21 protein-coding genes and 1 pseudogene are annotated in these 22,428 nt (G+C 56.8%); 11 read left to right on the forward strand and 11 right to left on the reverse strand.

Annotation, left to right across the window (positions count from 1 at the left end):
- Positions 1 to 57: 57 nt before the first annotated feature.
- Positions 58 to 456 (forward strand): hypothetical protein, encoded by a 399-nt coding sequence (locus VI25_RS17705; RefSeq protein WP_055562705.1) that lies wholly within the window; start codon positions 58 to 60, stop codon positions 454 to 456.
- A 163-nt stretch (positions 457 to 619) separates the two neighbouring features.
- Here the strand turns inward: VI25_RS17705 and VI25_RS17710 are convergent, their stop codons facing one another.
- From VI25_RS17710 to alaS, 7 genes are all read right to left on the reverse strand, one after another.
- Positions 620 to 1,768: a redoxin family protein gene (locus VI25_RS17710; RefSeq protein ID WP_045688138.1), complete on the reverse strand. Its 1,149-nt coding sequence runs from the start codon at positions 1,766 to 1,768 to the stop codon at positions 620 to 622.
- Between the two features lie 181 nt (positions 1,769 to 1,949).
- On the reverse strand, positions 1,950 to 2,543 hold the full coding sequence (locus tag VI25_RS17715; RefSeq protein ID WP_161806973.1) for a TlpA family protein disulfide reductase: 594 nt from the start codon (positions 2,541 to 2,543) through the stop codon (positions 1,950 to 1,952).
- 103 nt (positions 2,544 to 2,646) lie between these two features.
- A complete protein-coding gene (gene gatB, locus VI25_RS17720; RefSeq protein ID WP_045688125.1) occupies positions 2,647 to 4,104 on the reverse strand; it encodes an Asp-tRNA(Asn)/Glu-tRNA(Gln) amidotransferase subunit GatB in 1,458 nt (485 codons plus the stop codon).
- 320 nt (positions 4,105 to 4,424) lie between these two features.
- Positions 4,425 to 5,393 carry a hypothetical protein gene (locus VI25_RS17725; RefSeq protein ID WP_045688124.1) on the reverse strand — a complete coding sequence of 323 codons (969 nt, stop codon included), beginning with the start codon at positions 5,391 to 5,393 and terminating at the stop codon, positions 4,425 to 4,427.
- Between the two features lie 27 nt (positions 5,394 to 5,420).
- Entirely contained in the window at positions 5,421 to 6,155 is a 735-nt protein-coding gene (locus VI25_RS17730; protein WP_143436947.1) for an energy transducer TonB, read from the reverse strand.
- 210 nt (positions 6,156 to 6,365) lie between these two features.
- Positions 6,366 to 7,130, reverse strand: coding sequence for an energy transducer TonB (locus VI25_RS17735; protein ID WP_052695139.1), 765 nt, complete (start codon positions 7,128 to 7,130; stop codon positions 6,366 to 6,368).
- A 56-nt stretch (positions 7,131 to 7,186) separates the two neighbouring features.
- Positions 7,187 to 9,871 carry an alanine--tRNA ligase gene (alaS, locus tag VI25_RS17740; protein WP_045688135.1) on the reverse strand — a complete coding sequence of 895 codons (2,685 nt, stop codon included), beginning with the start codon at positions 9,869 to 9,871 and terminating at the stop codon, positions 7,187 to 7,189.
- Positions 9,872 to 10,175: 304 nt separating this feature from the next.
- Between alaS and VI25_RS17745 the strand changes: the two genes are divergently transcribed.
- The 4 genes and pseudogenes from VI25_RS17745 (at position 10,176) to VI25_RS24825 (ending at position 13,521) form a co-directional block, all read left to right on the forward strand.
- Complete coding sequence (locus tag VI25_RS17745) at positions 10,176 to 10,436, forward strand: MerR family transcriptional regulator (RefSeq protein WP_316934359.1); 261 nt, start codon at positions 10,176 to 10,178, stop codon at positions 10,434 to 10,436.
- Positions 10,437 to 11,111: 675 nt separating this feature from the next.
- Positions 11,112 to 11,994, forward strand: a pseudogene (gene dprA, locus VI25_RS28995) (DNA-processing protein DprA).
- Between the two features lie 84 nt (positions 11,995 to 12,078).
- Positions 12,079 to 12,912, forward strand: coding sequence for an aminotransferase class IV (locus tag VI25_RS17755; protein ID WP_052695138.1), 834 nt, complete (start codon positions 12,079 to 12,081; stop codon positions 12,910 to 12,912).
- Positions 12,913 to 13,173: 261 nt separating this feature from the next.
- Positions 13,174 to 13,521, forward strand: coding sequence for a hypothetical protein (locus VI25_RS24825; RefSeq protein ID WP_152981685.1), 348 nt, complete (start codon positions 13,174 to 13,176; stop codon positions 13,519 to 13,521).
- A 268-nt stretch (positions 13,522 to 13,789) separates the two neighbouring features.
- On the opposite strand, the gene VI25_RS17760 is transcribed toward VI25_RS24825, so the two are convergent.
- The 3 genes from VI25_RS17760 to VI25_RS17770 form a co-directional block, all read right to left on the reverse strand.
- Positions 13,790 to 14,584 (reverse strand): thymidylate synthase, encoded by a 795-nt coding sequence (locus VI25_RS17760; protein ID WP_045688120.1) that lies wholly within the window; start codon positions 14,582 to 14,584, stop codon positions 13,790 to 13,792.
- A gap of 77 nt (positions 14,585 to 14,661) precedes the next feature.
- Entirely contained in the window at positions 14,662 to 15,021 is a 360-nt protein-coding gene (locus VI25_RS17765) for a hypothetical protein (RefSeq protein WP_045688119.1), read from the reverse strand.
- Positions 15,022 to 15,325: 304 nt separating this feature from the next.
- Positions 15,326 to 15,544: a hypothetical protein gene (locus VI25_RS17770; RefSeq protein ID WP_045688118.1), complete on the reverse strand. Its 219-nt coding sequence runs from the start codon at positions 15,542 to 15,544 to the stop codon at positions 15,326 to 15,328.
- 224 nt (positions 15,545 to 15,768) lie between these two features.
- On the opposite strand from VI25_RS17770, the gene VI25_RS27135 reads away from it, so the two are divergent.
- Both VI25_RS27135 and VI25_RS17775 read left to right on the forward strand, forming a co-directional pair.
- Entirely contained in the window at positions 15,769 to 16,095 is a 327-nt protein-coding gene (locus tag VI25_RS27135) for a hypothetical protein (protein ID WP_236705109.1), read from the forward strand.
- Entirely contained in the window at positions 16,056 to 18,275 is a 2,220-nt protein-coding gene (locus tag VI25_RS17775; RefSeq protein ID WP_236705110.1) for an efflux RND transporter permease subunit, read from the forward strand. The genes VI25_RS27135 and VI25_RS17775 overlap by 40 nt, the downstream gene beginning before the upstream one ends.
- Here the strand turns inward: VI25_RS17775 and VI25_RS24830 are convergent.
- On the reverse strand, positions 18,167 to 18,718 hold the full coding sequence (locus tag VI25_RS24830; RefSeq protein ID WP_052695137.1) for a hypothetical protein: 552 nt from the start codon (positions 18,716 to 18,718) through the stop codon (positions 18,167 to 18,169). The two genes, VI25_RS17775 and VI25_RS24830, sit on opposite strands and share 109 nt — an antisense overlap.
- Before the next feature lie 152 nt (positions 18,719 to 18,870).
- Here VI25_RS24830 and VI25_RS17780 point away from each other — a divergent pair, with 152 nt between their 5' ends.
- From VI25_RS17780 to VI25_RS17795, 4 genes are all read left to right on the forward strand, one after another.
- A complete protein-coding gene (locus VI25_RS17780; RefSeq protein WP_045688117.1) occupies positions 18,871 to 19,704 on the forward strand; it encodes a hypothetical protein in 834 nt (277 codons plus the stop codon).
- Positions 19,705 to 19,785: 81 nt separating this feature from the next.
- Positions 19,786 to 20,367: a hypothetical protein gene (locus VI25_RS17785; RefSeq protein ID WP_045688116.1), complete on the forward strand. Its 582-nt coding sequence runs from the start codon at positions 19,786 to 19,788 to the stop codon at positions 20,365 to 20,367.
- Positions 20,368 to 20,694: 327 nt separating this feature from the next.
- Entirely contained in the window at positions 20,695 to 21,045 is a 351-nt protein-coding gene (locus tag VI25_RS17790) for a hypothetical protein (protein ID WP_045688115.1), read from the forward strand.
- A gap of 59 nt (positions 21,046 to 21,104) precedes the next feature.
- On the forward strand, positions 21,105 to 22,409 hold the full coding sequence (locus VI25_RS17795; protein WP_052695136.1) for a hypothetical protein: 1,305 nt from the start codon (positions 21,105 to 21,107) through the stop codon (positions 22,407 to 22,409).
- Positions 22,410 to 22,428 lie beyond the last annotated feature (19 nt).

A 22,428-nucleotide genomic window follows, 5' to 3' on the forward strand; every position in this document is an offset into this window, starting at 1 on the left:
GCCCCCACCCGTTCAGGCCCCCACTAGCGGCCCCCGCTGCTCCCGTGCGCGAGCTCGGTGACGCCCTCACTGGCGCAGCTGCCGGCCGCGGCGGCAGCTCCCGCTGGGCGCGTGCAACCTACGCCTACTCAGTCGCCCGTAGCGCATATTCCGTTCTCTACACTGGGCAGTAACCCAAACGGGCTTATCATTTTGGTACGCTTGCCCGAAGATGCCTTCCGCAAGCTGCCCCGCAACGTCTTTCTTAATAACATTCTCAAGGCTATTCGCCTCATTGTGGAAGACGTAGTGCTGGTAAATGTAGAGCACCCCACCTATCCAGTGGCGCTGTGTAGCTACGGCAGCACCTGGCGGCAAAGCAGTTTCTGGCTTTTGGCAAAAACCTGCTGGATGTGGCTGTTTACACCACCCAGCCCTACGAGCCGGTACTCCTTTTTGGGGACACCGCCTTTCTAGGCGCTAGTGAAGTAAGCATGCTGGAGTATGATGCCGGCCGCAAAAAGCAGCTTTGGCAGGCGATGCAGCGCATGTTCCTTTAATCCACGTAGCCGACCGAGAGGCTACAGCAATAAAAAGCCCCACTACGGTGGGGCTTTTTATTGCTGTAATGGCACTACTACTACTTCATCACGGAGGCGAGCTTCGCTTCCAGGGCTTCACCGCGCAGGTTTTTGCCGATGATACGACCTTGAGGATCTAGTAGAATAGAAGCCGGAATAGATTTGATGCTGTAGCTCTGGCCCGCGGCGCTTTCCCAGCCTTTCAGGTCAGAGACGTGGGTCCAGGTAAGACCATCGGACTTAATAGCGTTCAGCCATTTGCCCCGGTCTTGGTCGAAGCTAACCCCGTAAATTTCAAATCCCTTGCCCTTATACTTGTTGTAGGCCTTCACCACGTTGGGATTTTCGCGGCGGCAGGGTCCGCACCAGCTAGCCCAAAAGTCGATGAGTACATACTTGCCACGCAGACTGGTAAGCGTCACCGGCTTGCCATCAGGAGCGGCTAGGTTGATTTCGGGGGCCACCGAGCCTACGGCCGTGGCACGCATGGGCTCCAAGCGCGCTACCAACGATTTGGTATAGCGCGAGTCAGGCATGGTTTTCTTCAGCTGAGTAGCTACTGTATCTGCCAACCCAAAGTTCTCTTCTGGGTTGAGCACCCCGCTCACCACGAAAGCCGACACCACTGACCCTGGATTTTGGCGCACCAACTGGCGTACCTCGGCTTGGCCTTGGGTTTGAAGCGCTTCCGCTTGCCGCTGAATGGCAGCCATAGAATCGGAGCGGCCGGCCTGAGCTGCTTGGTTATAACGCTGCTCCAGCCGGGGCATGGCGGCTTGCGAAGCACGCTGGCTCTGCAACACGGAGCGGCTCACGCGCTGAAGATACTCGGAGTCGGGGGAGCCCTGCACGGTATAGGTGTCGCTGAGCTTCTGCGCGTCGCCGGTGAGCCGCACGCGGGCGCCATTCTGGAGCACTAGCAACACTTGGTTTTGGTCGTTGGCCTTTACCTGGTATAGCCCGGCTTCGGGCACGGAACCCGTGAAGGTGAATTCTCCCTTTTCGTTTACCGTAGCCGTATCGCGTGACACAAATTGGGTGTCGCCTAGCTCCGCCAGGTACAGCTTCGTGCCGGCGGGAGCATTTTGCAGCTGGCCGTTGATTTGGTAGCCGGCAGCGGTGCTAGCGGTACCGGTAGTAGGCGTTGTATTTTTGCTGCAGGCATTGACCATACCCAGCAGGGCACCCATAACTAGGAAACTCTTCATTTTGTGCGTCATTCGGAGTGCGGACCGGCTGCGGGCCGGTATACCGTTTGGCAAGAGACAAGCGTTGAGCCCGCAAGTTGCCGATTTCAGGCGTAATTCAGGAATGCTGACCCGGATTCTATACGTGTTGGCATTTCTTAGTACACCAGTGTGGCCTGGTCGGTTCCCGCGCTTTTAGTCATTAGTCGAGCGGAATGTACTCCGCAATTTTCTCTCCCAGGGCTCTGCCGTGCAGATTACGCGCTAGCACGTACCCATCCGGACTAATCAGCAAGGTGAGTGGTAATTGGGAATCCACCAGCTCCGTAGCCCTTTTCTGCTTACCACGGCCCATGTCCCGCAGGTGCGTACCTGGCAGGCCACTAGCACGCACAGACTGCTGCCACAAACGCCGCGGGCTTGCACAGGCAATATGCACTTGCACCAGCCCCCGAGGGCCAAACTGCCGCGCCAGCTTCTGGAAGTTGAGCACTTGGGCTTCATTAGTAAGGCGGCCAGGTTGCCACAGGGTAACCAGAACGTAGCGACCACGCAGCGTAGCTATATCCGTGCGTACACCCGCCGTATCGGGTAAGCACAGGGACGGGAAGGGCTGCCCCTGGGCCGTACGGTGCCAGCTTCCCGCCTGGCGTGCCTCCGGCCCAGTTGCTTGGCTGCGGGGCTCCCCTTGATGGCTCAAGGACCTGCTGGTTCTGGCGAAGGGCACACGTACTTCTTCCTCGGGAGTCGATAGTCCCTGATACCCGATTAGGATAAACTCGCCGAGCAAGAGCAAACATGTACAGTTCAACGGCATCAACCCACAGTCATACCACCTAACAAAAACCCACCGGCACTAGCATGTACCGGTGGGTTTCAAGATACAACGGAACCGTGGCTTAGGCGTCGAGCTTCTGGCGCAGCAGTTGGTTGGCCAGCTTGGGGTCAGCTTTGCCACCCGTGAGCTTCATCAACTCACCCATAAACATACCCGTGAGGCTTTTCTTGCCAGCCCGATATTCCGCCACCTTGGCAGGATTTGCATCGAGCACTTGCTGAATTTGAGCTTCCAGAGCGCCAGCGTCCGACTGCTGCAACAGGCCCTGGGCTTCGGCCGCCGCGGCGGCCGTTTGCGTGGGATTGTCGAGCAGGTACGGGAAGAGTTGCTTGCTGGCTACCGAGTGACCGATCTTGTTTGCATCAATGAGGCTGATGATGTCGGCTAGGTGCTGGGGCGTGAGCGGGAATTGCTCTAGCGTGAGGGCGCGCTCGTTCAAGTAGGCTTTCACGGGGCCCGTCACCCAGTTGGCGGCAGCTTTGGCGTTCGTGGTTAGGCGCGTCAGCTCGTCGAAGTAGAGCGCCACATCTTTGTCGGCCGTCAGCACGGTAGCATCATAGTCTGAGAGCCCCAGCTCACCCGTGAAGCGGGCGTACAATTGCTGAGGCAAGGCCGGCAACTCGGCTTGCACGCGGTGCAGCCACTCATCATCAATAACTACCGGGGGCAGGTCGGGCTCGGGGAAGTAGCGGTAGTCGTTCATCGTTTCCTTGGAACGCTGGCCGCTGGTAGTGCCGCTTTGAGCGTCGAAGCCGCGCGTTTCGCTGTCGATGATTTCACCGGCTTCCACCATGGCAATCTGCCGCTCAATCTCATAGTCGATGGCGCGCTGCACGTTCCGGAAGGAGTTCATGTTCTTCACCTCTACCTTGGTGCCGTACTGATCGGCCCCTTTCAGCATCACCGAAATGTTAGCGTCGCAGCGCAGAGAGCCTTCCTCCATGTTGCCGTCGCAAATGTCCAGGTACTGCACCAGCTTCTTGATTTCTGCCAGGTAGGCGTAGGCTTCCTCCGAGGTACGAATATCCGGCTCCGACACAATCTCAATGAGGGGCACGCCGGCGCGGTTCAGGTCCACTAGGGTTTCTACCTCTCCGGCCAAGTGCATGGACTTCCCTGCATCTTCCTCCATGTGGATGCGGGTGATACCAATTTTCTTGGTGGAACCGTCAGACAAGCGGATTTCTACGTGGCCGCCGGTGCAGATGGGCGTTTTATCCTGAGTGATTTGGTAGCCCTTGGGAAGGTCGGGGTAGAAGTAGTTCTTGCGCGCAAACAGATTATTGCGGCGAATCTGGCAGTTGGTGGCCAGACCCATTTTCATGGCATACTCCACCGCAGTGGAGTTCACGCGTGGGAGCGTACCGGGATGGCCCAGAGTAATGACACTGAGGTTGTTATTGGGCAGGGCACCGTACTCGTTTTCATCGGAAGAGTACATTTTGCTGCGCGTGAGCAATTGGGCGTGCACTTCGAGGCCGATAACGGGCTGGTATTTTGCTTTGATGCTGTCGTCCATAGAAAAAGTAGGCGGGTAGGCCGCCGGGGCTGCAAGATAAAACTATCTACCCGAGAAAAGGTGTCATGTTCCGCATACGAAAAGACCTTCTTTCGGCGGAGCGAGTCATGTACCACACGCTCACGCCGCTGAAAGAAGGTCTTTTCTAGTATGGTTTCCGCAGGAAACTGCTGTCGAGCGGACACCGACGCCCCATGGTAGAGCCTCAGTTCGCTCCTAACCTACTTGACTTGTACGAAGCGAAATTGGCCTCGCGTCTCACCATACCTACTCCTGGCCCCTCTGCCAGCAGCCAGTATGGCTGGTTTCTGTACACAGTCTTAGTCGTTGAACACCGGAACGTAGGTAGCCTGGAAGTTGTTGCCGGCCTGGTTGTAGGCGGTAGCCAACTTCTGATTCTGAGTATTGTATACCGTAATAAAGCCGTTGAATTTATCGGCATCGGCCTTGGTGAAGCTGTCTTTGCGCTCCAATAGCTCTTTCATTTGGGCGGCTTGGTTGGCCGCAAAGCCGGCATAGAACTTCACCAGATTGCGTGCCGCGTCGCGGTACTGCGCATCCTTACCCCGGAAAGGAACAATAGCGGCCAGCTCGGTGGCAGCCGTTTTGGTGTCTTCCAGGAGTTGCAAACGGGCCTGCTCAAACGCGGCGGCGTTTTGAGAATTGAGCGCATCGGTGAGGCGGGCGTTGGCTTTTTCAATGCGGAACTGGGCCAAATACACCTTGTGCTGGTAGGCATTTACTTCCGATACCTGCCGCATGTAGGCCGCAAGGCGCTTGCCTTCAGGATCTTCCGAAATAGTCATGTTGTGGCGCCGGGCAAACCGATGCTGGGCCGCATCTACGGAGTCGTTCACTACTTGCAGCTTGGCTTCCGCAACTTCTTGCAGCTTGAAGTACTGCTCCATGTTTTCGATGGTAGCCGTGCGAGTGGCCGCCAGCATGTCCACGGCCTTGTAGTCCTCCGAGTATACTTTCAGCAGCTGATAAAGTGCCTCCGTGGTTTGCTCCTTAAACCCTTTGTCATCCTGAAAGGCGGGCATCTTGGCCACTTTGTTCAACGACAACTCGGTTTGCTTAATAAGATCCTGGCGCTTGGCATCAATCTTTTTCTCGTTGTCGGAGTGGGCCGATTTGCTGATGTAGCGCAGGTTTTTCTTGAGCATAGCCCGCTGCTCGCTCACAATAAAGTTGTTGTAGGCACCAGGGTCGGTAAAGGTCTGAGCCGAGGTAGTGGTAGCTAGCCCAGCTAGTAGACCAGCAGTAAGCAGAAGAGTAGAAATACGCATAGAATATGGTTAGGTGAAGACAATAAATTACTGAATGGTAAAGGTGACGGGCAGGGTAAAGTATACATCAACCGCTTCTCCATCCAGGCGGCCCGGTTTCCAGCCGCGCAGGCTATTCACCACGCGCAGGGCTTCGGCATCGAGTAGCGGTGCCACACTCCTAAGCACATGTGCATTGCTTACTTGCCCCTTCTTGTCAATGATGAAAGCAATCTGCACTTGGCCTGTCTGCTCTTGCTTTAGCGCAAGCTTGGGGTACTTAGTTGTGCTACCAATCGTCTGCAACAAGGCGTTCAGCCCGCCGGGATACTCCGGCATCAGCATATAGTCAACGTAAGCCAGTGGCTGCCCATCGGGGGCAAAGCACTCACCCGTGAGGCGCTGACCATGCTGGTAGTGTTCACGGCGGCGTACAGTGCCACTAGGATAATAAGTCAGCAACTCACCGTGGCGGCGGTTATCCACGTACTCCTCGCGCGCCTGCACCTGGCCCGAAGCAAACCAGCGGGTTTGGGTACCGTGCAGCTCCTGCTTTCGGAAGCTGCGGTAAGGTAACTGTTCTTGCAATTGTCCGGTAGGAAAGTAGCGCATTACCGTGCCGGCATCAGCTGCTGTGCGGATAGTATCAGTGCGCAAGTCAGGAGCTACTCTAAACCCCCCGTCGCTGTGGTTGCCCGGCTGGGCATTGAAAAACTCCGTCAGACTTTGAGCAGCGGCTACCCGCCCCCCCAGGAAAAAGGCCAAAACAAGGATGCGTCTCACAGAAAATAACGGATGGCGAGGCTATATGGAAACGAACCTTGCGCACTAGGAGCTTCCATCCACTACTGCACAGTGCCCGTTGTAAGTGGCTAACTAGACATTCAAAAATACTAACACCTATGTATAATCCAAGCATACAGTAGTGACGCTGAGCATTGCCTTGCGGTATAGTAATACCCGCATCGGCGGCGTCTAGTAGCTACCCACTCTCTAATTGATAGCAAAAGTTATGGGAACTGTGAAGTGCACCGACACAGCTCGCCAGTTTTGGAACCCTGGCCGAAAGCGCACCGAACGCATGCTGCGTATCGCAGCAAGAGCGGCAGCATCTAGTTCGGGCGTCACCCCTGTCTCGATTCTAATATCGTCCACCAAGCCATCGGCGCCCACCACAAATTTCACAAATACCTTCCCTTGGTGTCTATTGCGCAGGGATACGGCCGGGTACTTCGTCCACCGACTAATATCCTTGAGCAATTGCTCCTGTCCGCCGGGGTACACGGGCATCTGCTCTGTGTAGGTATAGACTTCGGCCGGGGTATGTACGTAGCGCTGCGTAGGCTGCCCCTGCTGCGAGGAGCGGTGGCGAAGCAGCTCGCCGTTCCCGAAATACTCCCAGTGCTCAATCAGCCGAAGGCCCGCCAAAAAGGAAATTTCTGTGCGCGTGTGTTCCTGCCCCCAAGGCCAGTAGCGCACCCGACTTTGCTGTAGTTGGCCCCGCGAAGCGTCTGGTGCTTCAAGCTGCACTTGCCACAACCACTCCGGCCCAGCATCCAGCCGATACGTGCGCGTTTCTACCGTACCTCGTGGGCGGCGCACTTCCACCCGATACGCTGCCCCATCGGGGGTGGGCCAGCTTGCCCTGCGAGCGTCCAGGTAGCTTACCTCGGCATTATTGATAGAAAAAGGGGCCGAAGCACCCCCGGATTTCTCCGTTGCACTTCGGCCCCTTAACCAGGCAAACAGCTTATTCATATGTTAGACAGGCTACTTGAAAAGCTTACCCTTGCACGTAAACCCAAGCGCATAGTTTAAGCTAGTGCTTTGCTGATCAGCTCTTCTGCCTTGCCGATGGCCGCCCCAATACCTGCCACGTTCTTGCCGCCGGCCGTAGCGAAGAAAGGCTGACCGCCGCCACCGCCCTGAATTTCCTTGGCTAGTTCGCGCACCAAGGTCGAAGCGTTCAGCTTCCCTCCCTTGGCCAGCTCATCATCAAGCATTACTGCCAGCTGAGGCTTCCCGTCGATTTCAGCACCTAGTATCGCTACCAAGTTCGGTACTGCCTGACGCAGGTTGAAGGCCAGGGTTTTGAGGCCGTCGGCTGAAGTAGCCTGCACTTGGGCTGCTAGAAAGCTGACGCCACCTAGGGGCTTCACCTGGCCTACCAGCTGGTCTTTCTGCTGGTTGATGCTTTGCTGGGCAAACTGGTCAATCTGCTTACGCAGGCCGGCAATTTCCTCAGTTTGCTTTTCGATGCTGGGAATAAGGTGCTGGGGGTTACCCAGGGCCTCGCGTACCTGTACTAGCAAATCCAACTGCTGATTCACGAAGGCCTCGGCCGCCTCGGCCGTTACGGCCTCAATACGGCGCACACCAGCTCCTACCGCGCTTTCCGAGGTAATTTTGAAGAAGCCAATGTCGCCAGTGGTGCGCACGTGGGTGCCGCCGCAGAGCTCTACCGAGAACTCCCGATCGAAGGTGATAACGCGCACAAACTCACCGTACTTCTCGCCAAACAAGGCAGTAGCACCCAGCGCTTTGGCCTCATCAATGGGCACGTTGCGGCGCTCATCCAGCGGAATCTGCTGACGGATGCGCTGGTTCACAATGGTTTCTACCTGCCGCAGTTGGTCGTCCGTTACCTTAGTGAAGTGGCTGAAGTCAAAGCGCAGCAGCTTCTCATTTACCAACGAGCCTTTCTGCGCCACGTGCGGGCCGACTACCTCACGCAGAGCTGCTTGCAGCAAGTGCGTAGCGGTGTGGTTACGGCGAATCTGGTCACGGCGAGCGTGGTCAATCTCAGCCGTAAAGTCGGCCTCCAGGTCTTGGGGTAAATCTAGCAGGGTGTGCACGATAAGGTCGTTTTCCTTCTTCGTGTCAATCACGCGCACTTTCGACAAGCCCGATTCGAGGTAACCCGTATCGCCAATCTGGCCGCCCGATTCGGCGTAGAACGGCGTCTGGTCGAGCACCACTTGGTACTCGGTTTTGCCTTTGCGGTCGGTACGGCGGTAGCGCAGGATGCGGGCCGGGGCCTGCTCCTGGTCGTAGCCCACGAAGGCAGGCTGCTCCTCCGATGGCGTCACAATGGTCCAGTCGCTCTGCTCAGCCTCCTGGGCATTGCGGGAGCGGTTTTTCTGGGCTTCCAACTCTTTCTTGAAGCCCTCCTCGTCTACCGTTAGGCCTTTTTCGCGGGCAATGAGGGCGGTGAGGTCCAGCGGGAATCCGAACGTATCCGACAATTCGAAGGCCGTTTTTCCGTCGATGCGGCTGCCATTGGCTTTGGCCGTTTCTTCCAGCGCATCCAAGCGGCGCAGGCCGTTCTCCAAGGTTTTCAGGAAGGCAATTTCCTCTTCTTCAATTACGCGCTGCACAAACTGCTGCTGCTGCTTAAGTTCGGGGAAGATGCCAGCCATCTGATCGGCCAGTACGGGCACCAGCTTGTAAAGGAAGGGCTGCTTCTGGTTGAGCGAGGAGAAGGCGTAGCGCACGGCCCGGCGCAGAATACGACGAATCACGTAGCCAGCCTTCACATTGCTGGGTAGCTGCCCGTCGGCCACGGCGAAGGAGATGGTGCGGATATGGTCGGCAATTACGCGGATGGCAATGTCCGTTTTCTCGTTCTCCGTAGCAGGCTGGTCGTTTACGGTAGCCGGAGCGGTGCCGTGATACAGCAAACCAGCTTCTGCCGCAATAAACTTGATCAGGGGCTGGAACACGTCGGTGTCGTAGTTTGACTTCACGCCCGACACGGCCATCATCAGGCGCTCAAAGCCCATGCCCGTATCTACGTTCTGCGAGGGCAGCTTCAGCAGCGACTTATCGGCACGGCGCTCAAACTCCATGAACACGTTGTTCCAGATTTCAACTACCTGGGGGTGGTCGGCATTTACCAACTCACGACCCGATTTCTGAGCCAGCTCAGCTTCGTCGCGCAAGTCGATGTGAATTTCGGTGCAGGGGCCACAGGGGCCCGTATCGCCCATTTCCCAGAAGTTATCCTTTTTATTGCCGGGCAGGATGCGTTCTTCGGCCACGTACTGGCGCCACAGCTCCTGGGTCTCCGTGTCAGGGCCCAAGCCGTCGCCTTGGTCGCCCTCAAAGTACGTCACGTAGAGCCGGGCTTTGGGCAGCTTATACACGTCGGTGAGCAGCTCCCAGGCCCAGGCAATGGCGTCCTTCTTGAAGTAGTCCCCAAACGACCAGTTGCCGAGCATTTCGAACATGGTGTGGTGGTAGGTATCGTAGCCTACTTCTTCCAGGTCGTTGTGCTTGCCCGACACGCGCAAGCACTTCTGCGTGTCGGCAATGCGCTTAAAGGGGGCGGGCTTGTTGCCGAGGAAGTAATCCTTGAACGGGGCCATGCCCGAATTAATGAACAGCAGCGTGGGGTCGTCCTTCACCACAATGGGTGCCGAGGGTACGATGTGGTGACCTTTGGAGGCAAAGAAATCCAGGAACTGCTGGCGGACGTGACTGGCGGTGGGCAGTGACATAAAACAGGGATAACGCGTAGCTAGGCTGTGCGGACTCGTGAGGTTCGTGAACAAGGCCGCCGGAAATTGGCGGCCGCCGGTATTTTGGCTATTTTTCGCAATTAAAGCTACTTGTGCCAGTGGCAAAGGTAGCCTACTAACCCGGAAAGCGAAACCCATGTAGGTGCCGCCTACTTTTGACTGTTCTGCTGAGCTTAGCAAACCATCTTTACTCCCGGCTAAGTCCCCTACCATTCGCTCAACGGAGTGGGCGAGATGCTTCGCCTCCGCTCAGCCAGACAACGATTTTTAATTCTCCTGACCTATGCCTTACAAAGAGCGCGATATTGAGAAGCAGTACTTCACCATTGGCGAGGTAGCCGCCCAGTTCAGCGTGGCCCCGTCGCTGATTCGCTTTTGGGAAACGGAGTTTGAGGAACTGCGCCCCCGCAAGAGCAAGAAGGGAAACCGCCTCTACACGCCCCAGGATATCGACATTTTCCGCACCATCTACCACCTGGTAAAGGAGCGCGGCTATACTATTCCCGGCGCCCGCGACATGCTCAAGCAGAAGGTCCTCAGTTGAAAGAAAAGATTGACGTGATTCAGAGCCTAGAGAAAATCCGCAAGTTCATGGTGACCATGAAGAAGGAGCTGGACGCTATTGGCAAGGCGCAAGGTTAATGGGAACTCCGACCAGCTTTCATGCTGCGAATACGCCTAGTGATACGCCAGGCGTCGGGCTAACCATGTTTCTATTTACTGTTCTGGCAGATGCATTTCTCATCATCATAGCCAGCTTGCTGAGCGCCATTCATCAACATCCGGATTCCGTTGAAACGGATGTTGTTTACGGCAGATGGGTTACGTTTTATTTGGCCTTATTTCTTCTAATTGGATTATGGGTTTGCGCTAAACTGAGGAGCCGTTGCCCACCCTATCGTTTCAAAGGACTAGTAACTGGCATTATTCCACTGCTGGCACTAGAAGTCTATTTTATATACTTGATATATAGTTAATGTTCGACGACACTCTCCTCCACGAAGTCGCCCTCACGCTTTTCCCCAACATCGGGCCGCAACTCACGCGGCAACTGATGAGCTACGGGGGCTCGGCCAAGAACGTGCTGCACCTGCCGCCGGGCAAGTTGCGCAAGATTCCGGGGGTAGGTCCGGCCACGGTAGCTATCCTGACCGGGGCTGAGCGCACTGCCGCCCTGAAGCAAGCCGAAGGTTCCCTGCGCAAGGCTGAGCAGGAAGGCATGCAGTTGCTATTTTACACCAGCAAGCAGTTCCCCACGCGCCTTAAGCAGCTACCCGATGCTCCGGTGTTGCTCTACTACCAAGGTACCGCCGACTTAAACCATCCTAAAACAGTGGCCATTGTGGGCACGCGTCAAGCCACTGACTATGGTCGCGAGCAGACAGAGAAATTAGTAAAAGGGGTTGCCTCCCACCGTCCCCTAATTATTAGTGGCCTGCCTACGGCATTGATATTGCTGCTCACCGGGCTGCTCTGCAAGAGGGCCTGGAAACGATTGGCGTGATGGCGACTGGTCTGGATAAGCTTTACCCACCGACGCACCGCAAAACGGCCGAGAAAATGCTCAGCCAGGGCGGCTTGCTCACAGAATTTCCCCTCGGCACCCAACCCGATAAGTACAACTTTCCCGCCCGAAATCGAATTATTGCGGGCTTAGCCGATGGCACCGTGGTAATAGAAGCGGCGAAGAAAGGCGGAGCCTCATTACCGCCGACTTGGCCCAGGGCTACAATCGGGATGTGCTAGCTGTGCCTGGGCCCTTAGGTTCGCCAGCGTCAGAGGGCTGCCACGAGCTTATCAAGACAAACCGCGCGGCACTTTACTCGCAGCCCCAGGACCTGGAAGAACTGCTTAACTGGGATGCCGCCCTGCACTTCAACGGGAAGTTCAAGGCTCCTACCGCCTACGATGCCTCCGACTTTACCACGGAGGAGTTTCAGTTGGTTGCGGTGCTGCAAACCAGTCCCAACCGGGAGGAGCACCTCGACAACCTGGCGTGGAAGGCCCAGCTACCCATTCATACGGCAACGTCCCTGCTGCTGGGCCTGGAATTTCGCAGCGTGGTGAAGGCGCTACCGGGCAAGCGGTTTGGCTTGTTGTAACTTTGCCGGCGTAAGCACGCGGTAAGGAGCGCATCTGGCTACTAGTGGCGCGGCAAGCTTACTCTTTACTTTACTCCGCATCCGGTGCTACTCTACAACGGCCAGCTCCTCTCTAGCGAGAGCTTTACCTTTTCCTTACCCAACCGAGGGCTGTTTTTCAACGATGGGTTCTTTGAAACCATGGTGTGGGCCCATGGAAGCATTCTGTACTTGCCCCACCACCTGCACCGGCTGCACCGGGCAGCGGCGGCGCTGCACTTCGCCTTGCCCCCGGCCCTGGTCACGGCCGACGCCTTACTAGCTACCCTACAGCCGCTAGCCGATGCCTTTGCGCAGATGCCATGTCGGCTGCGCTTGCAACTGTGGCGCCAAGGCGGGGGCCTCTACACGCCTACTACCTCGGCCTGCGAATGGCTAGTGACCGGCCAGCCATTTACGCCGCTGGAAACCCCGGTGGAGCGCGCTGCATTTGCCGAAAACGTAAGTACGCAGCCTTCCCCGGTGTCCTTCTGCAAAGGACCTAATGCCCTTACCTACGTACTAGCGGCTCAAGAGCGGGCCCAGCGCAACCTAGACGACGTGGTACTACTTTCTCCCGCCGGGTACGTGGCAGAAACCGTGTCGGCGGCGGTAGGGTGGCTACGCGAGCACGTAATTTACGTGCCAGCCGCAGCAACGGGCTGCGTGGCGGGGGTGCGTCTAGCTCACCTCCGTACCATTGCTTTGGCTCTTGGATTTGGCTGGCAAGAAGGCCTCTACCTTCCCGCCGACCTACTAGCCGCTGAAGCTGTCTTTACGGCCAATATTGCCGGGCTGCGGCCCGTGCAGCAGCTCGGAGACACCCTATTTTCTTCAAACGCCCATGTGGGATTGCACCATCTTCGACTAGCAGACAGGCATGCTACCCCAAACTACTGAAGCAACGTTCGTTGGCGACTAGCCAAACCCGCAATGCCCGGCGGAACCCGACAGCGCATGCGTAGCCAGCTGGCGTGAAATTCGTAAATATCAGCCTCGGTTATTTCATTAAGCCGAAGCACCTCTTCTCGCTACTACGGCCGGTTTCCAAGGCATACAAAGCAACCCAAGTCCGGTGTTCCCGGCTTAGTTGAGAATTACATACAGACATACAAGTGGTCAGCATCGGGCAAAGGGACGCTGCCATCTACGAAAGATAGTATGCAATTGGATTTTTTTCCTTTGATTTTACTTTTCCGTGAAATATTCTTTTTCCGTGGCTATGCGCTTACTGTCCAGGTGCGGTACCGCATGCGTAGCCAGCTTGGCATGTGCTCTGCTATATCTGCCTCTGTAACATCATTTTGCAACAATATTTCTGTTCGCTCCTCCTGGTTGGCTTCCAAAGAATACAAAGCAACCCAAGTTCGTTGCCGACAACTTAAAGTTGAGGCAGCAGGCGGGTTGGGAGAATGTGATGGCGTAGAGTTCATGTTCATGCCAGCACATACGACCAAACCAATATCACTGGATTTTTCTTTGATTAGTTTTCCTTATTGTTCAGATTAATATCCTCACTACTAGCATTAATAGCATAATTCCTATTTAGACTTCGCTTACTACCATACTCCGTCTTCCGTGCACTAGTTTGTCCTATGCAGAGTGAGTTACCTAAGTAGGTAGCTGGCTTCTTTCTCTACTTATTCTTCTAACGCTGCTTCCGTATCTCGCTCACGCTTACACAGGATGCGGCGAACCTTCTAGCCTACGTTTCGGGTTCACTGCATCCTATATAAGTATGCTTATAAGAAGACTTGTGCTGTCACTCTTCCTGCAATTACACTGCTACTGGTGCCTTAATAACGGGCCAAGGGTCGTAGTTCTCCAGACGGAAATCCTCGTACTGGAAGCTGAAGATGTCCTGCACAACAGGATTTAAGTGCATTTGGGGTAAAGGCCGCGGCTCCCGCGTGAGTTGGAGGCGTGCTTGCTCCAGGTGATTGCTATACAGGTGGGTGTCGCCGCCGGTCCAAATGAATTCGCCGGGCTGTAGGCCTACCACCTGGGCCATCATGAGCGTGAGCAGGGCGTAGGAGGCTATATTAAAAGGAACCCCAAGAAATACGTCGGCGGAGCGCTGGTAGAGTTGACAGGAAAGTCGGCCGTCGGCCACGTAGAACTGGAACAGGGCGTGGCAAGGCGTCAGGCGCATGAGAGGCAAGTCGGCCACGTTCCAGGCTGATACCACCATACGCCGCGAATCGGGCTGGGTGCGCAGCAAGTGAACCATCTGGGCAATCTGGTCGATGCTCTGGCCGTCGGGAGTCTGCCAGCTGCGCCACTGCTTGCCGTAGATGGGTCCTAGTTCCCCCTGGGCGTCGGCCCACTCCCGCCAGATGGTCACGCCCACTTCTTCCAGCGAGTTGTTGCTAGTATCGCCGCGCAAAAACCAGAGCAACTCGTGAATGATGCTGCGCAGGTGCACTTTCTTAGTCGTCACCAGCGGAAATCCTTCCTGCAAGTTGAAACGCATCTGGTAGCCGAACACCGAGAGCGTACCCGTACCAGTACGGTCAGTTTTCTGGGTACCGTGGTCGAGGATGTGCTGCAGGAGGGTGTGGTACTGATGCATGGGAGTAATAGTCGAGATGAAAGCGCAAAAGTAACGGAAAGTTACCCTTGCCTCCGTCACTACCCACACGTCGTCGGCTAGTTTGCCTTTACTTCTGTCAGTTCAAGATAGTAGTATTTCTGCCCTCCTATTTGTGGCTTGGCCTTTCCAGTGTACTCCCGGTAGGTACCACTAAACTGTACCCGCACTCCCTCCTGCTGCAAGTTTTTCGGCAATTCACATACAATTCCTATATCGACTGCATCAATAGTACCAGGTACGTAGCGTGAAATAGCAAAGCGCTGCTCAGTTTGGTTGAATTGTATAATACCCGCTAGGTCGGTTACTTTTCTGACCGTGGACGTGGAGGCACACACTGAATTATCGTCGCGAATAGTATCCTTTTGGCAGCTAGTAAAACTCAAGAGCAGCAAGCCCGCAAAGAATCTGGTTTTCATACTGAATTCGATAAAGAAAGCACCTTAGTATATAGCCATCGATACTTGTCCCGCTTGAAAAGTTGCATCTGTCAGTCCATCACAAACAAGCCAGGGCTTTAACTAGCGTAGAGCCTGGCTTGTTTGTGATGGACTGCTTTATGCTACGGGAGTTTCCAGCGGCTTGGCTTCATGCCGCTGGACGGCGGCTCTGATGCGGGAAGCCAAGCCGTACAAGTCATTTAGGGAACTTATATTCTTACTATCAAGAGGCCCCAACTTTCAGAAGTTGAGGCCTCTTGATAGCACACAAGGTAGCGCCGTCTTACAGTGACTTTACGGGTTCCTTGGCTGGGGCTGGCGTAACGGCAGCCGTTTTGGCGCCTTTCTTCATGCAGCAGGAGCTACCCATGGCTGTTTTCTGTGCCTCAGAGCATTCCATTTTGGCCGTTCCTTTTTTGCTCTTCTTGGTGTCTTTGTCGCCGTGAGCAGCGGCACTACCAACGAAGGCGAACAGGGCGAGGGCAAGCAAAGCGTTTTTCATACGATAAGTACAAGTGAGGGAGGAAAGAAACAAAAGTGAGAAAATGACGGTTGGCTTGGCAGTACGTGCCTGCTAGGTAGCCGCTGGTTCTAAGCTACTATTTCCGGCGCGAAGCACCAACTTGCCTTTCCCACTACCAACTCCTCCGCCCTGCTGGCGTCGGTCCTACCCAGGCCGCCTTGCACGGCAGGCCCCGTTTCTGTTAGCAGCGTCCGTTCCGCTCTATGCCTCTTCGAAAACTCGCTCATCTTATCCTCCTCGCCCTTGGTATTGTGACGGGGTTAGCCATATTTTTTGTGGCGCAGTTACGTTTCAATTACAACTTCAACGATTTCTATCCCGCCGGGGACCCCGACTTGGATTACTACCAGCAGTATTCCGGCCGCTTCGGCAACGACAATGACTACGTGCTGCTGGGCCTGGAAGCTCCGGCCGGCCAGACGGTCTTCGAGCCCCAGTTTCTCACGCGGTTGATTCGCTCACGCGCTTTATTCAGCGGCGCCGCCACGTGGTGCACGTTACGTCGCCAACCAACGCGACCAACCCAGTAGTGGAAGGACTGGGCGTATTCAATGTACCCTACCTGCACCCGCAAGAGCCTGCTCGACGCGCCCAGGACTCGGCGCTGGTATTCCGCACGCCGGGCCTCGTGGGCAACCTGATTTCCCGGGATGCGCGGGCCATTACGATCCTGTTCCAGACTTCGCCCAACCTGAGCAAGCCCCCCGGCGACTCCCTACTGGCCGCCGTGCGTGGGGAGCTGCAACGCCAAAATTTTCCCGAGAGCGAATACCATATGGCCGGCAAAATGGTGGCCCAGTCAGTGTTCGTGGATCGGCTACAGATGGAATTGATGGTGTTTATGAGCCTCTCGGTGGTACTAGTAACGGGGCTCCTATGGCTTACCTTCCGAACGTGGTGGGGAGTCGTGCTGCCGCTGGTGGTAGTGCTAGGCTCCATCCTGTGGGGCCTGGGCGTGATGTCGGCTTTTGGCGTCAGTATAGATTTGATGACGGCCCTGCTGCCGGTGATGCTGTTCGTGGTGGGCATGTCAGATACCATTCACATCATCACGCGCTACGTCACAGAGTTGGGCTACGGGGCCAGCAAGAAGGATTCTCTGCTGATTGCGCTTAAGGAATCCGGCTTTGGCTCGGGGCTTTCGGCCCTTACAACCAGCATCGGCTTCTTTACTTTAATGACCAGCACCATTCGGCCGATTTATAACTTCGGGCTGTTCACGGGCATTGCGGTGCTGCTCACCTTTGTGCTGTCGTTTACGCTGCTGCCGGCCATGCTGGTACTGCTGCGCAAGCCGCAGCTGCGGGTGCCGCGCGCGGAGGGCCACAGCTGGGACGGCGTGCTAGGGCGCCTATTTCGCACGGTACTGGGCCGGCGCCACTGGGTAGTAGCCATCAGCGCCTTAGTACTGGTGCTGTCGGTGGCCTCGGCTTCGCGCATTCGTATCAACTCGGCGCTGCTTGACGACCTCTCGCAGAACGACCCAGTAAAGCTAGATTTCAAGTTCTTCGAACGGCAGTTTGCTGGCGTACGCCCCTTCGAGCTGAACCTGAAGCCCGCCCCCGGCGGCAGTATATACGACTTAGCAGTGCTGCGCGAAACGGAGCAAATAGAAGGCTACTTGCAAAAGGAATATGGTTTGAACTTCGTGGCCTCGCCCGTCACTATTATTAAGTCGCTGCGCAAGGCCCTAAATGGGGGGCTGCTGGCAGAATACCGCCTGCCCGACTCGGAGGCGGAGCTGGCGCGCCTGACGCGCAAGGTGAAGCTGTTCCGGAAGAAGGCAGAGTTTCGGGCCCTGGCCCTGCCCGATGGCTCGGAAGGTCGCCTTACCGGCCGCATGCCCGATGTAGGAAGCATCCGGGCAGGCCAGCTCAACGCGGGCCTGCACCGCTTCCTGCGCACCCAGGTTGATAGTACCGTGCTGCAAACTCGCCTCACCGGCTCGGCCAACCTCATCGACAAAAACAATGAAAACCTCACCCTGAATATGATTACGGGGATGAGTATCGACATTGTGATGGTCACGCTCATTGTGTTGCTCCTGTTCCGCTCGGTGCGCATGACGCTGGTAGTGCTGGTGCCTAACCTGGTGCCCATCCTGATTGTGGCCGGCGTGATGGGGGCCGCGGGCGTGAGCATGAAGGTGAGCACCAGCATCATCTTCACCATTGCCTTCGGCATTGCCGTCGATGATACTATTCACTTTATCAGTAAGCTCAAGCTGGTGCTACTCAACGAGCCTAGCCTGTTTAAGGCGGTGCGCAAAACCTACCTGATGGCCGGGAAAGCAGTTATTGTTACTTCCCTGATTTTGGTGGGGGGGTTCTCTACCCTAATTTTCTCTTCCTTCGACGGCACGTTCTATGTGGGCTTGCTCATTGGCCTGACCCTGCTCTTCGGGGTAGTGGCCGAGCTGACGTTGCTACCCATTCTCATCCTGCGTTCTACCGCCACAAGCCCAAAGAAATCCGCCAGCCCGTGCCCGCTCTGGGGGGCTAGCCCTGGGGGCCAGATACCAGCAACCGGATTAAACGCCCCCCAGGCTGCACTCCCGCAGCCTGGGGGGCGTTTCGTTTTAGGGTCTGGCAGCCGGTTATCCTATGGCTGCATTACTGTAAGGCCAACGGGTGCCCGCAGCGGGCCTTCGTCGTATAAGTTGATGTACAGCAGCATGGGCTTGTCATTACCAGCCCAGGTAATTTCGTAGGCATCCAGCATGCCCATTCCCTCAAGCAGGCCCTTGGGCGTTTTGAAGGGGCAGCAACTGCCGCGGCGATGGTAGCTGATTTCCTCGCCCTTGGGGCCACGTAAGGCATTGAGGTAGCGCTGCTGGTTGCGGACCCCGTTGGAGGTAGCGCCACCCACGCACACCGGGTTCTTCTGGGTTACCCCGTAGGTAGCGTCGGTACTGATTCCTACCACGAAGAAGGGCTCCACGGTGCGGCGGGCATTGTCGTAGTAGCTCTGGGGCACATTGTTGGAACCGGTAATAGCAGGCGCGGCATCGGTACCAGTGGAGCGACTGGCCGTTTTAGAAGTGGCGCAAGCGGCAGGGTAAGGCCGGCAGATAGTTGAAGTAGGTATAGATAACGTTTCATAGCTGCGAGATACTGAAAAATTGTAATTTACCGTACTGGTTCCTGCTATCAACTTTTTTCGCTAGCTTCCTGGCAGCCCCCGTCAGCTGCAAACGCATGGTTTGCGCTGTTCCGCATCCTACCCGGTGAGTAGCAACGACACCATATTTCCCTGGGCCGGCACTGCTATTCGTCATTCTACCATTTCATGCTACTATCATTGCTATGCTACGTCCCGTTTCTGTGCTTTTCCTAGCGGCGCTAGGGCTGCTGTCTTCCTGCGCGGTGGGGCTTTTGGAGCCAGTTACGCCGCCTCAATTTGCGGCAGGCGGTACCGCCCTGCCCGTACTAGGCATGACGCCCTTGGTACCAGGGCAGCGAATTTCGTTTGGGGAATTTCAGCTGGGCAAAGTGCAGCGGGGCTGGACGTCAACGCGCTACTACCCGGCTGGCGTAGCAGGGCCAGGGGCCACCGGCTCGGAGGTGTTGGATGTGCTCACGTTTCCGGCGGCCGAAGTCTTCCGCAATTCCAGCAGCAAGCTGCAATTCAGCCTGCAAGCCGGCCCACGCCGGGCCGATGTGTACTGTGTTGACCGCGTAACCAGCCGCGAGCTGTCTAGCATTACTCCGCTGTTGGGTGGGCCGCTGCGCATTACCAGGGACTGGAAGAATACATTTAGCGGGTTTATCATTGGCCCGGAGGTAGACGCAGTGAAGGTGTGGAACGTGCTGCTGGCCTCCTCCGATATGCCCGACTACCGCACCGATCCTTCCCCCGTGGTGGGGGTAGTCGGCCGCGGCGACTCGGTACTGCTGCAGGTGCGCGCCGTGGTGCGCCACACCATACGCCATCCCAAAACCAATCAGGAGGTTGCCTTACCCGTGCCCATGCCCATTGGCTACGAGATAGTGCTAGAGCAGCAACCCATCGGCTTCGTTGATTTTCAGATGCCCCAGCCGCGCATTTGGCTACGTAACAACCTCCCCGCCGAGGTGCGCTTTCTCACGGCCAACACGGCGGCCACCGTTATGCTATGGGGCCGCACCAGCAGAATGTAGCGGCCCACTTCAAGCAGCTTGGCACGCCAAGTTCGGCCCGGGATATATCCCTGGGCCAAACTTCGTCGTTTCTTTGCATCTATGAAGCACCGCTCGTTCCTTGCCGCCCTCCTATTCCTCCCCACCTTACTGCTGGCTCAAGCCCCGGCTACTACTCCACCCGACGACCCGCTGCCGCGCCTGATTCAGGAGCGCCAGCAACTGGTGCAGAACTATGAGGCCGCCAATGCCCAGCGCAATGCGTTTCTGGCTGATAAGCCCAGCAAGAAAGACTTACAGGAAGTGGTAGATGCCTTAAAGGGCATCATTCGCAAAGACACCGAAATTGTGCGGGCTGTGCAGGCCGCTACTCTGCGCCGCACCGCTGCCGTAGTAGCCGAAAATCAGCAAGCCAAGCAGCAAGTCACGGTAGCCCAAGCCGACCAGAGCAGCACCCGCCAGCGTTTCTACGATCTGGAAAACCAAATCCAGAACCTGCAGCTCCGCGACAAGCAGCGCGAAAAGAAGCTCCTGGATCTGCAAGCAACTGCCGACGAAGCCACCCAGGCCCGCACCAGCCGCGAAATGCTGGTAGCCGGTTTGGCCATATTGTGCGCGGGCTTGCTGTTTTACGTGCTGAAGCTGCGCAGCCGCCTAGCTACTCCCGTCCGGCGCCGGAAGTAGGGCGGTACGCCTAGCTCGGCCTCCGCAAGCACACCCAGCTACAGGGCCCCTTGTTGCAGCAAAGAGCCCACCCGATAAGCGCATTAGTCACTCAGCTAAGCACGCTGACGGGGTTGGTAGCTGATGGTACTCCCTATAAATAGACTCAATTCGGCAGTACCAGGAAAGGAAACTTAGGCCCTAGTTGTGACGTCGTGTAGGCTCAACTGTTTCGGCCAACCAGCGTCGTTCAACTGATGCTTATGGTGCCATAGAGGGCCGGCAGCCTAAGTAGAAAATGAATGACTATGGCTTTTTCCTACCAAATTGTGACGGCCGTCACCCAGTATGCTCATTCCTGCGGCTCAGTACCTGACGTATGCCGAAGCGGTAGCGCTGTATTCCCGACTGCACGAAGCTGAAATAGATGCCCTGGTAAAAACCTGTGGGCCGCCCACATTTCCCTTCGGCGACGGCATGTACTACCAGCTGCTAATTGAAGAGGCCAACATTCCCGCTGCGCAACCCGTCCTGGATGCTTATGCGGAGCAGCGGGCTACGCTGGCGGTTCCGCGCTGCCCCCGCTGCGCTACCCCCAACCCCACAGCAGTAGCGCGGCCGACGTGGTGGAAACGTCTCCTCTATGCGGGCACTACCCTCCACCAATGTGGCACCTGCGGCGCGGAATTTCCGCTCTGACTTACTACTTTGCTCCGGTATCTGGCTCGCCATTATGGTGGGCGTAACGTTGTGTACTATTGACCTCCTGGACCGAAGAACAGGCCCGCTCCCTCATTACTGACCCCGGCACCCTCAAGCGGGGCCAGGAGTTAGCTGCCCCCGCCAAGTGGAGCAACCTGGGCCGCACCGATACGGCCGCTTGGGGCGAGTGCAAGGGCAGCGGCAGCAAGCCTTACCAAACCGGCCTCGACCTCACCGAGCCCGCTTTCAAATGCTCCTGCCCCAGCCGGGTTTTTCCCTGCAAGCACGGTGCGGGCCTGCTCCTGCTCCTGGCCCGGCAGCCCCAGCTTCTGAGCAACCCCACCCCACCACCTTGGCTGCAAGAATGGCTGGACAAACGCCAGCAAACCCAGAACAAAAAGGCCAGTCAGGCTCCCGGAGGAACCTTGCTTGCCCCCACCGATGCTCCTGCCACGGCTACTACCGCCGTTGCCGACAATGAACTAGCCCGGCAAAAGCGGGAAGCCCAGCGCCTAGGTCGCATGCAGCAAGGCATTGAAGAGCTAGAAACCTGGCTTGTGGATTTGGTGCGCGCGGGACTGGCCGCTACGGAAAGTCGGCCGCTGAGCTTCTGGGAAAATCAGGCCGCACGTTTGGTTGACAACCAACTACCAGGATTGGCTACCGTGATACGGGAACTGCCGGACCTGCGCCACCAAAGCACCAATTGGCCGGAGCGCCTACTTGCGCGCTTGGGCGAGTTATATGTTTTGGCACGAGCATTTCAGCGCCTCCCCGCGCTTTCGGCTGAGGCTCGGCAGGAAGTATTGCAGCAGGTAGGCGTAACCGTAAAAAAGGAAGAAGTACTGAGCACCCAGCCCGCCATAACCGACGAGTGGCGGGTGCTAACCCAAACGACAACGGAGGAAGAGCGCCTGATCGTGCGTCGCTCCTGGCTGCATGGGCACCACACTGGCCGCTTTGCGCTGGTAGTGGAGTTTTCCTTTGGCGGACAGGCCTTTGCTACCTCTCTCGTAGCGGATGGTCGCTACACGGGCGCCCTAACGTTCTACCCCGGCCTGCTACCGCTACGGGCCGTACCCGGCCCGCTGGCATTCGTTGGGTTGGGCACCGCCGCCCCCCCAAGTGCTAGCTCACTTCCTGCTCTATTGGAGGACTATGCTACGGCCTTAGCTCAGCTGCCCTGGCTGCGCGAGTGGCCCGTTCTACTCACGGGTGGCATTCCTACCCTCACGACTACCGGCCACTGGTACTGCGGTTTGCGGCCCTACCCGCCGTACCCGACCCCAACGAGCACCCGACCTCACCACCGTCGGCATTGCTTGGTACGGACCTCCAGCTCTTGTGCAGTGACACGTTAGGCTGGGAGCTGCGGGCTAG

This window comes from Hymenobacter sp. AT01-02 (genome assembly GCF_000961955.2).
Taxonomy (GTDB): Bacteria; Bacteroidota; Bacteroidia; order Cytophagales; family Hymenobacteraceae; genus Hymenobacter; species Hymenobacter mucosus.

Excerpts from the sequence above, each read along its gene's own strand:
- VI25_RS17710 (WP_045688138.1), bottom strand. The coding sequence starts at position 1,768 with ATGAAGAGTTTCCTAGTTATGGGTGCCCTGCTGGGTATGGTCAATGCC.
- VI25_RS27135 (WP_236705109.1), top strand. The coding sequence starts at position 15,769 with ATGCCTCTTCGAAAACTCGCTCATCTTATCCTCCTCGCCCTTGGTATT.
- VI25_RS17780 (WP_045688117.1), top strand. The coding sequence starts at position 18,871 with ATGCTACGTCCCGTTTCTGTGCTTTTCCTAGCGGCGCTAGGGCTGCTG.
- VI25_RS17770 (WP_045688118.1), bottom strand. The coding sequence starts at position 15,544 with ATGAAAAACGCTTTGCTTGCCCTCGCCCTGTTCGCCTTCGTTGGTAGT.
- VI25_RS24825 (WP_152981685.1), top strand. The coding sequence starts at position 13,174 with ATGCAATTGGATTTTTTTCCTTTGATTTTACTTTTCCGTGAAATATTC.
- VI25_RS17765 (WP_045688119.1), bottom strand. The coding sequence starts at position 15,021 with ATGAAAACCAGATTCTTTGCGGGCTTGCTGCTCTTGAGTTTTACTAGC.
- VI25_RS17745 (WP_316934359.1), top strand. The coding sequence starts at position 10,176 with ATGCCTTACAAAGAGCGCGATATTGAGAAGCAGTACTTCACCATTGGC.
- VI25_RS17790 (WP_045688115.1), top strand. The coding sequence starts at position 20,695 with ATGCTCATTCCTGCGGCTCAGTACCTGACGTATGCCGAAGCGGTAGCG.
- alaS (WP_045688135.1), bottom strand. The coding sequence starts at position 9,871 with ATGTCACTGCCCACCGCCAGTCACGTCCGCCAGCAGTTCCTGGATTTC.
- VI25_RS17725 (WP_045688124.1), bottom strand. The coding sequence starts at position 5,393 with ATGCGTATTTCTACTCTTCTGCTTACTGCTGGTCTACTAGCTGGGCTA.
- VI25_RS17735 (WP_052695139.1), bottom strand. The coding sequence starts at position 7,130 with ATGAATAAGCTGTTTGCCTGGTTAAGGGGCCGAAGTGCAACGGAGAAA.
- VI25_RS17760 (WP_045688120.1), bottom strand. The coding sequence starts at position 14,584 with ATGCATCAGTACCACACCCTCCTGCAGCACATCCTCGACCACGGTACC.
- gatB (WP_045688125.1), bottom strand. The coding sequence starts at position 4,104 with ATGGACGACAGCATCAAAGCAAAATACCAGCCCGTTATCGGCCTCGAA.
- VI25_RS17785 (WP_045688116.1), top strand. The coding sequence starts at position 19,786 with ATGAAGCACCGCTCGTTCCTTGCCGCCCTCCTATTCCTCCCCACCTTA.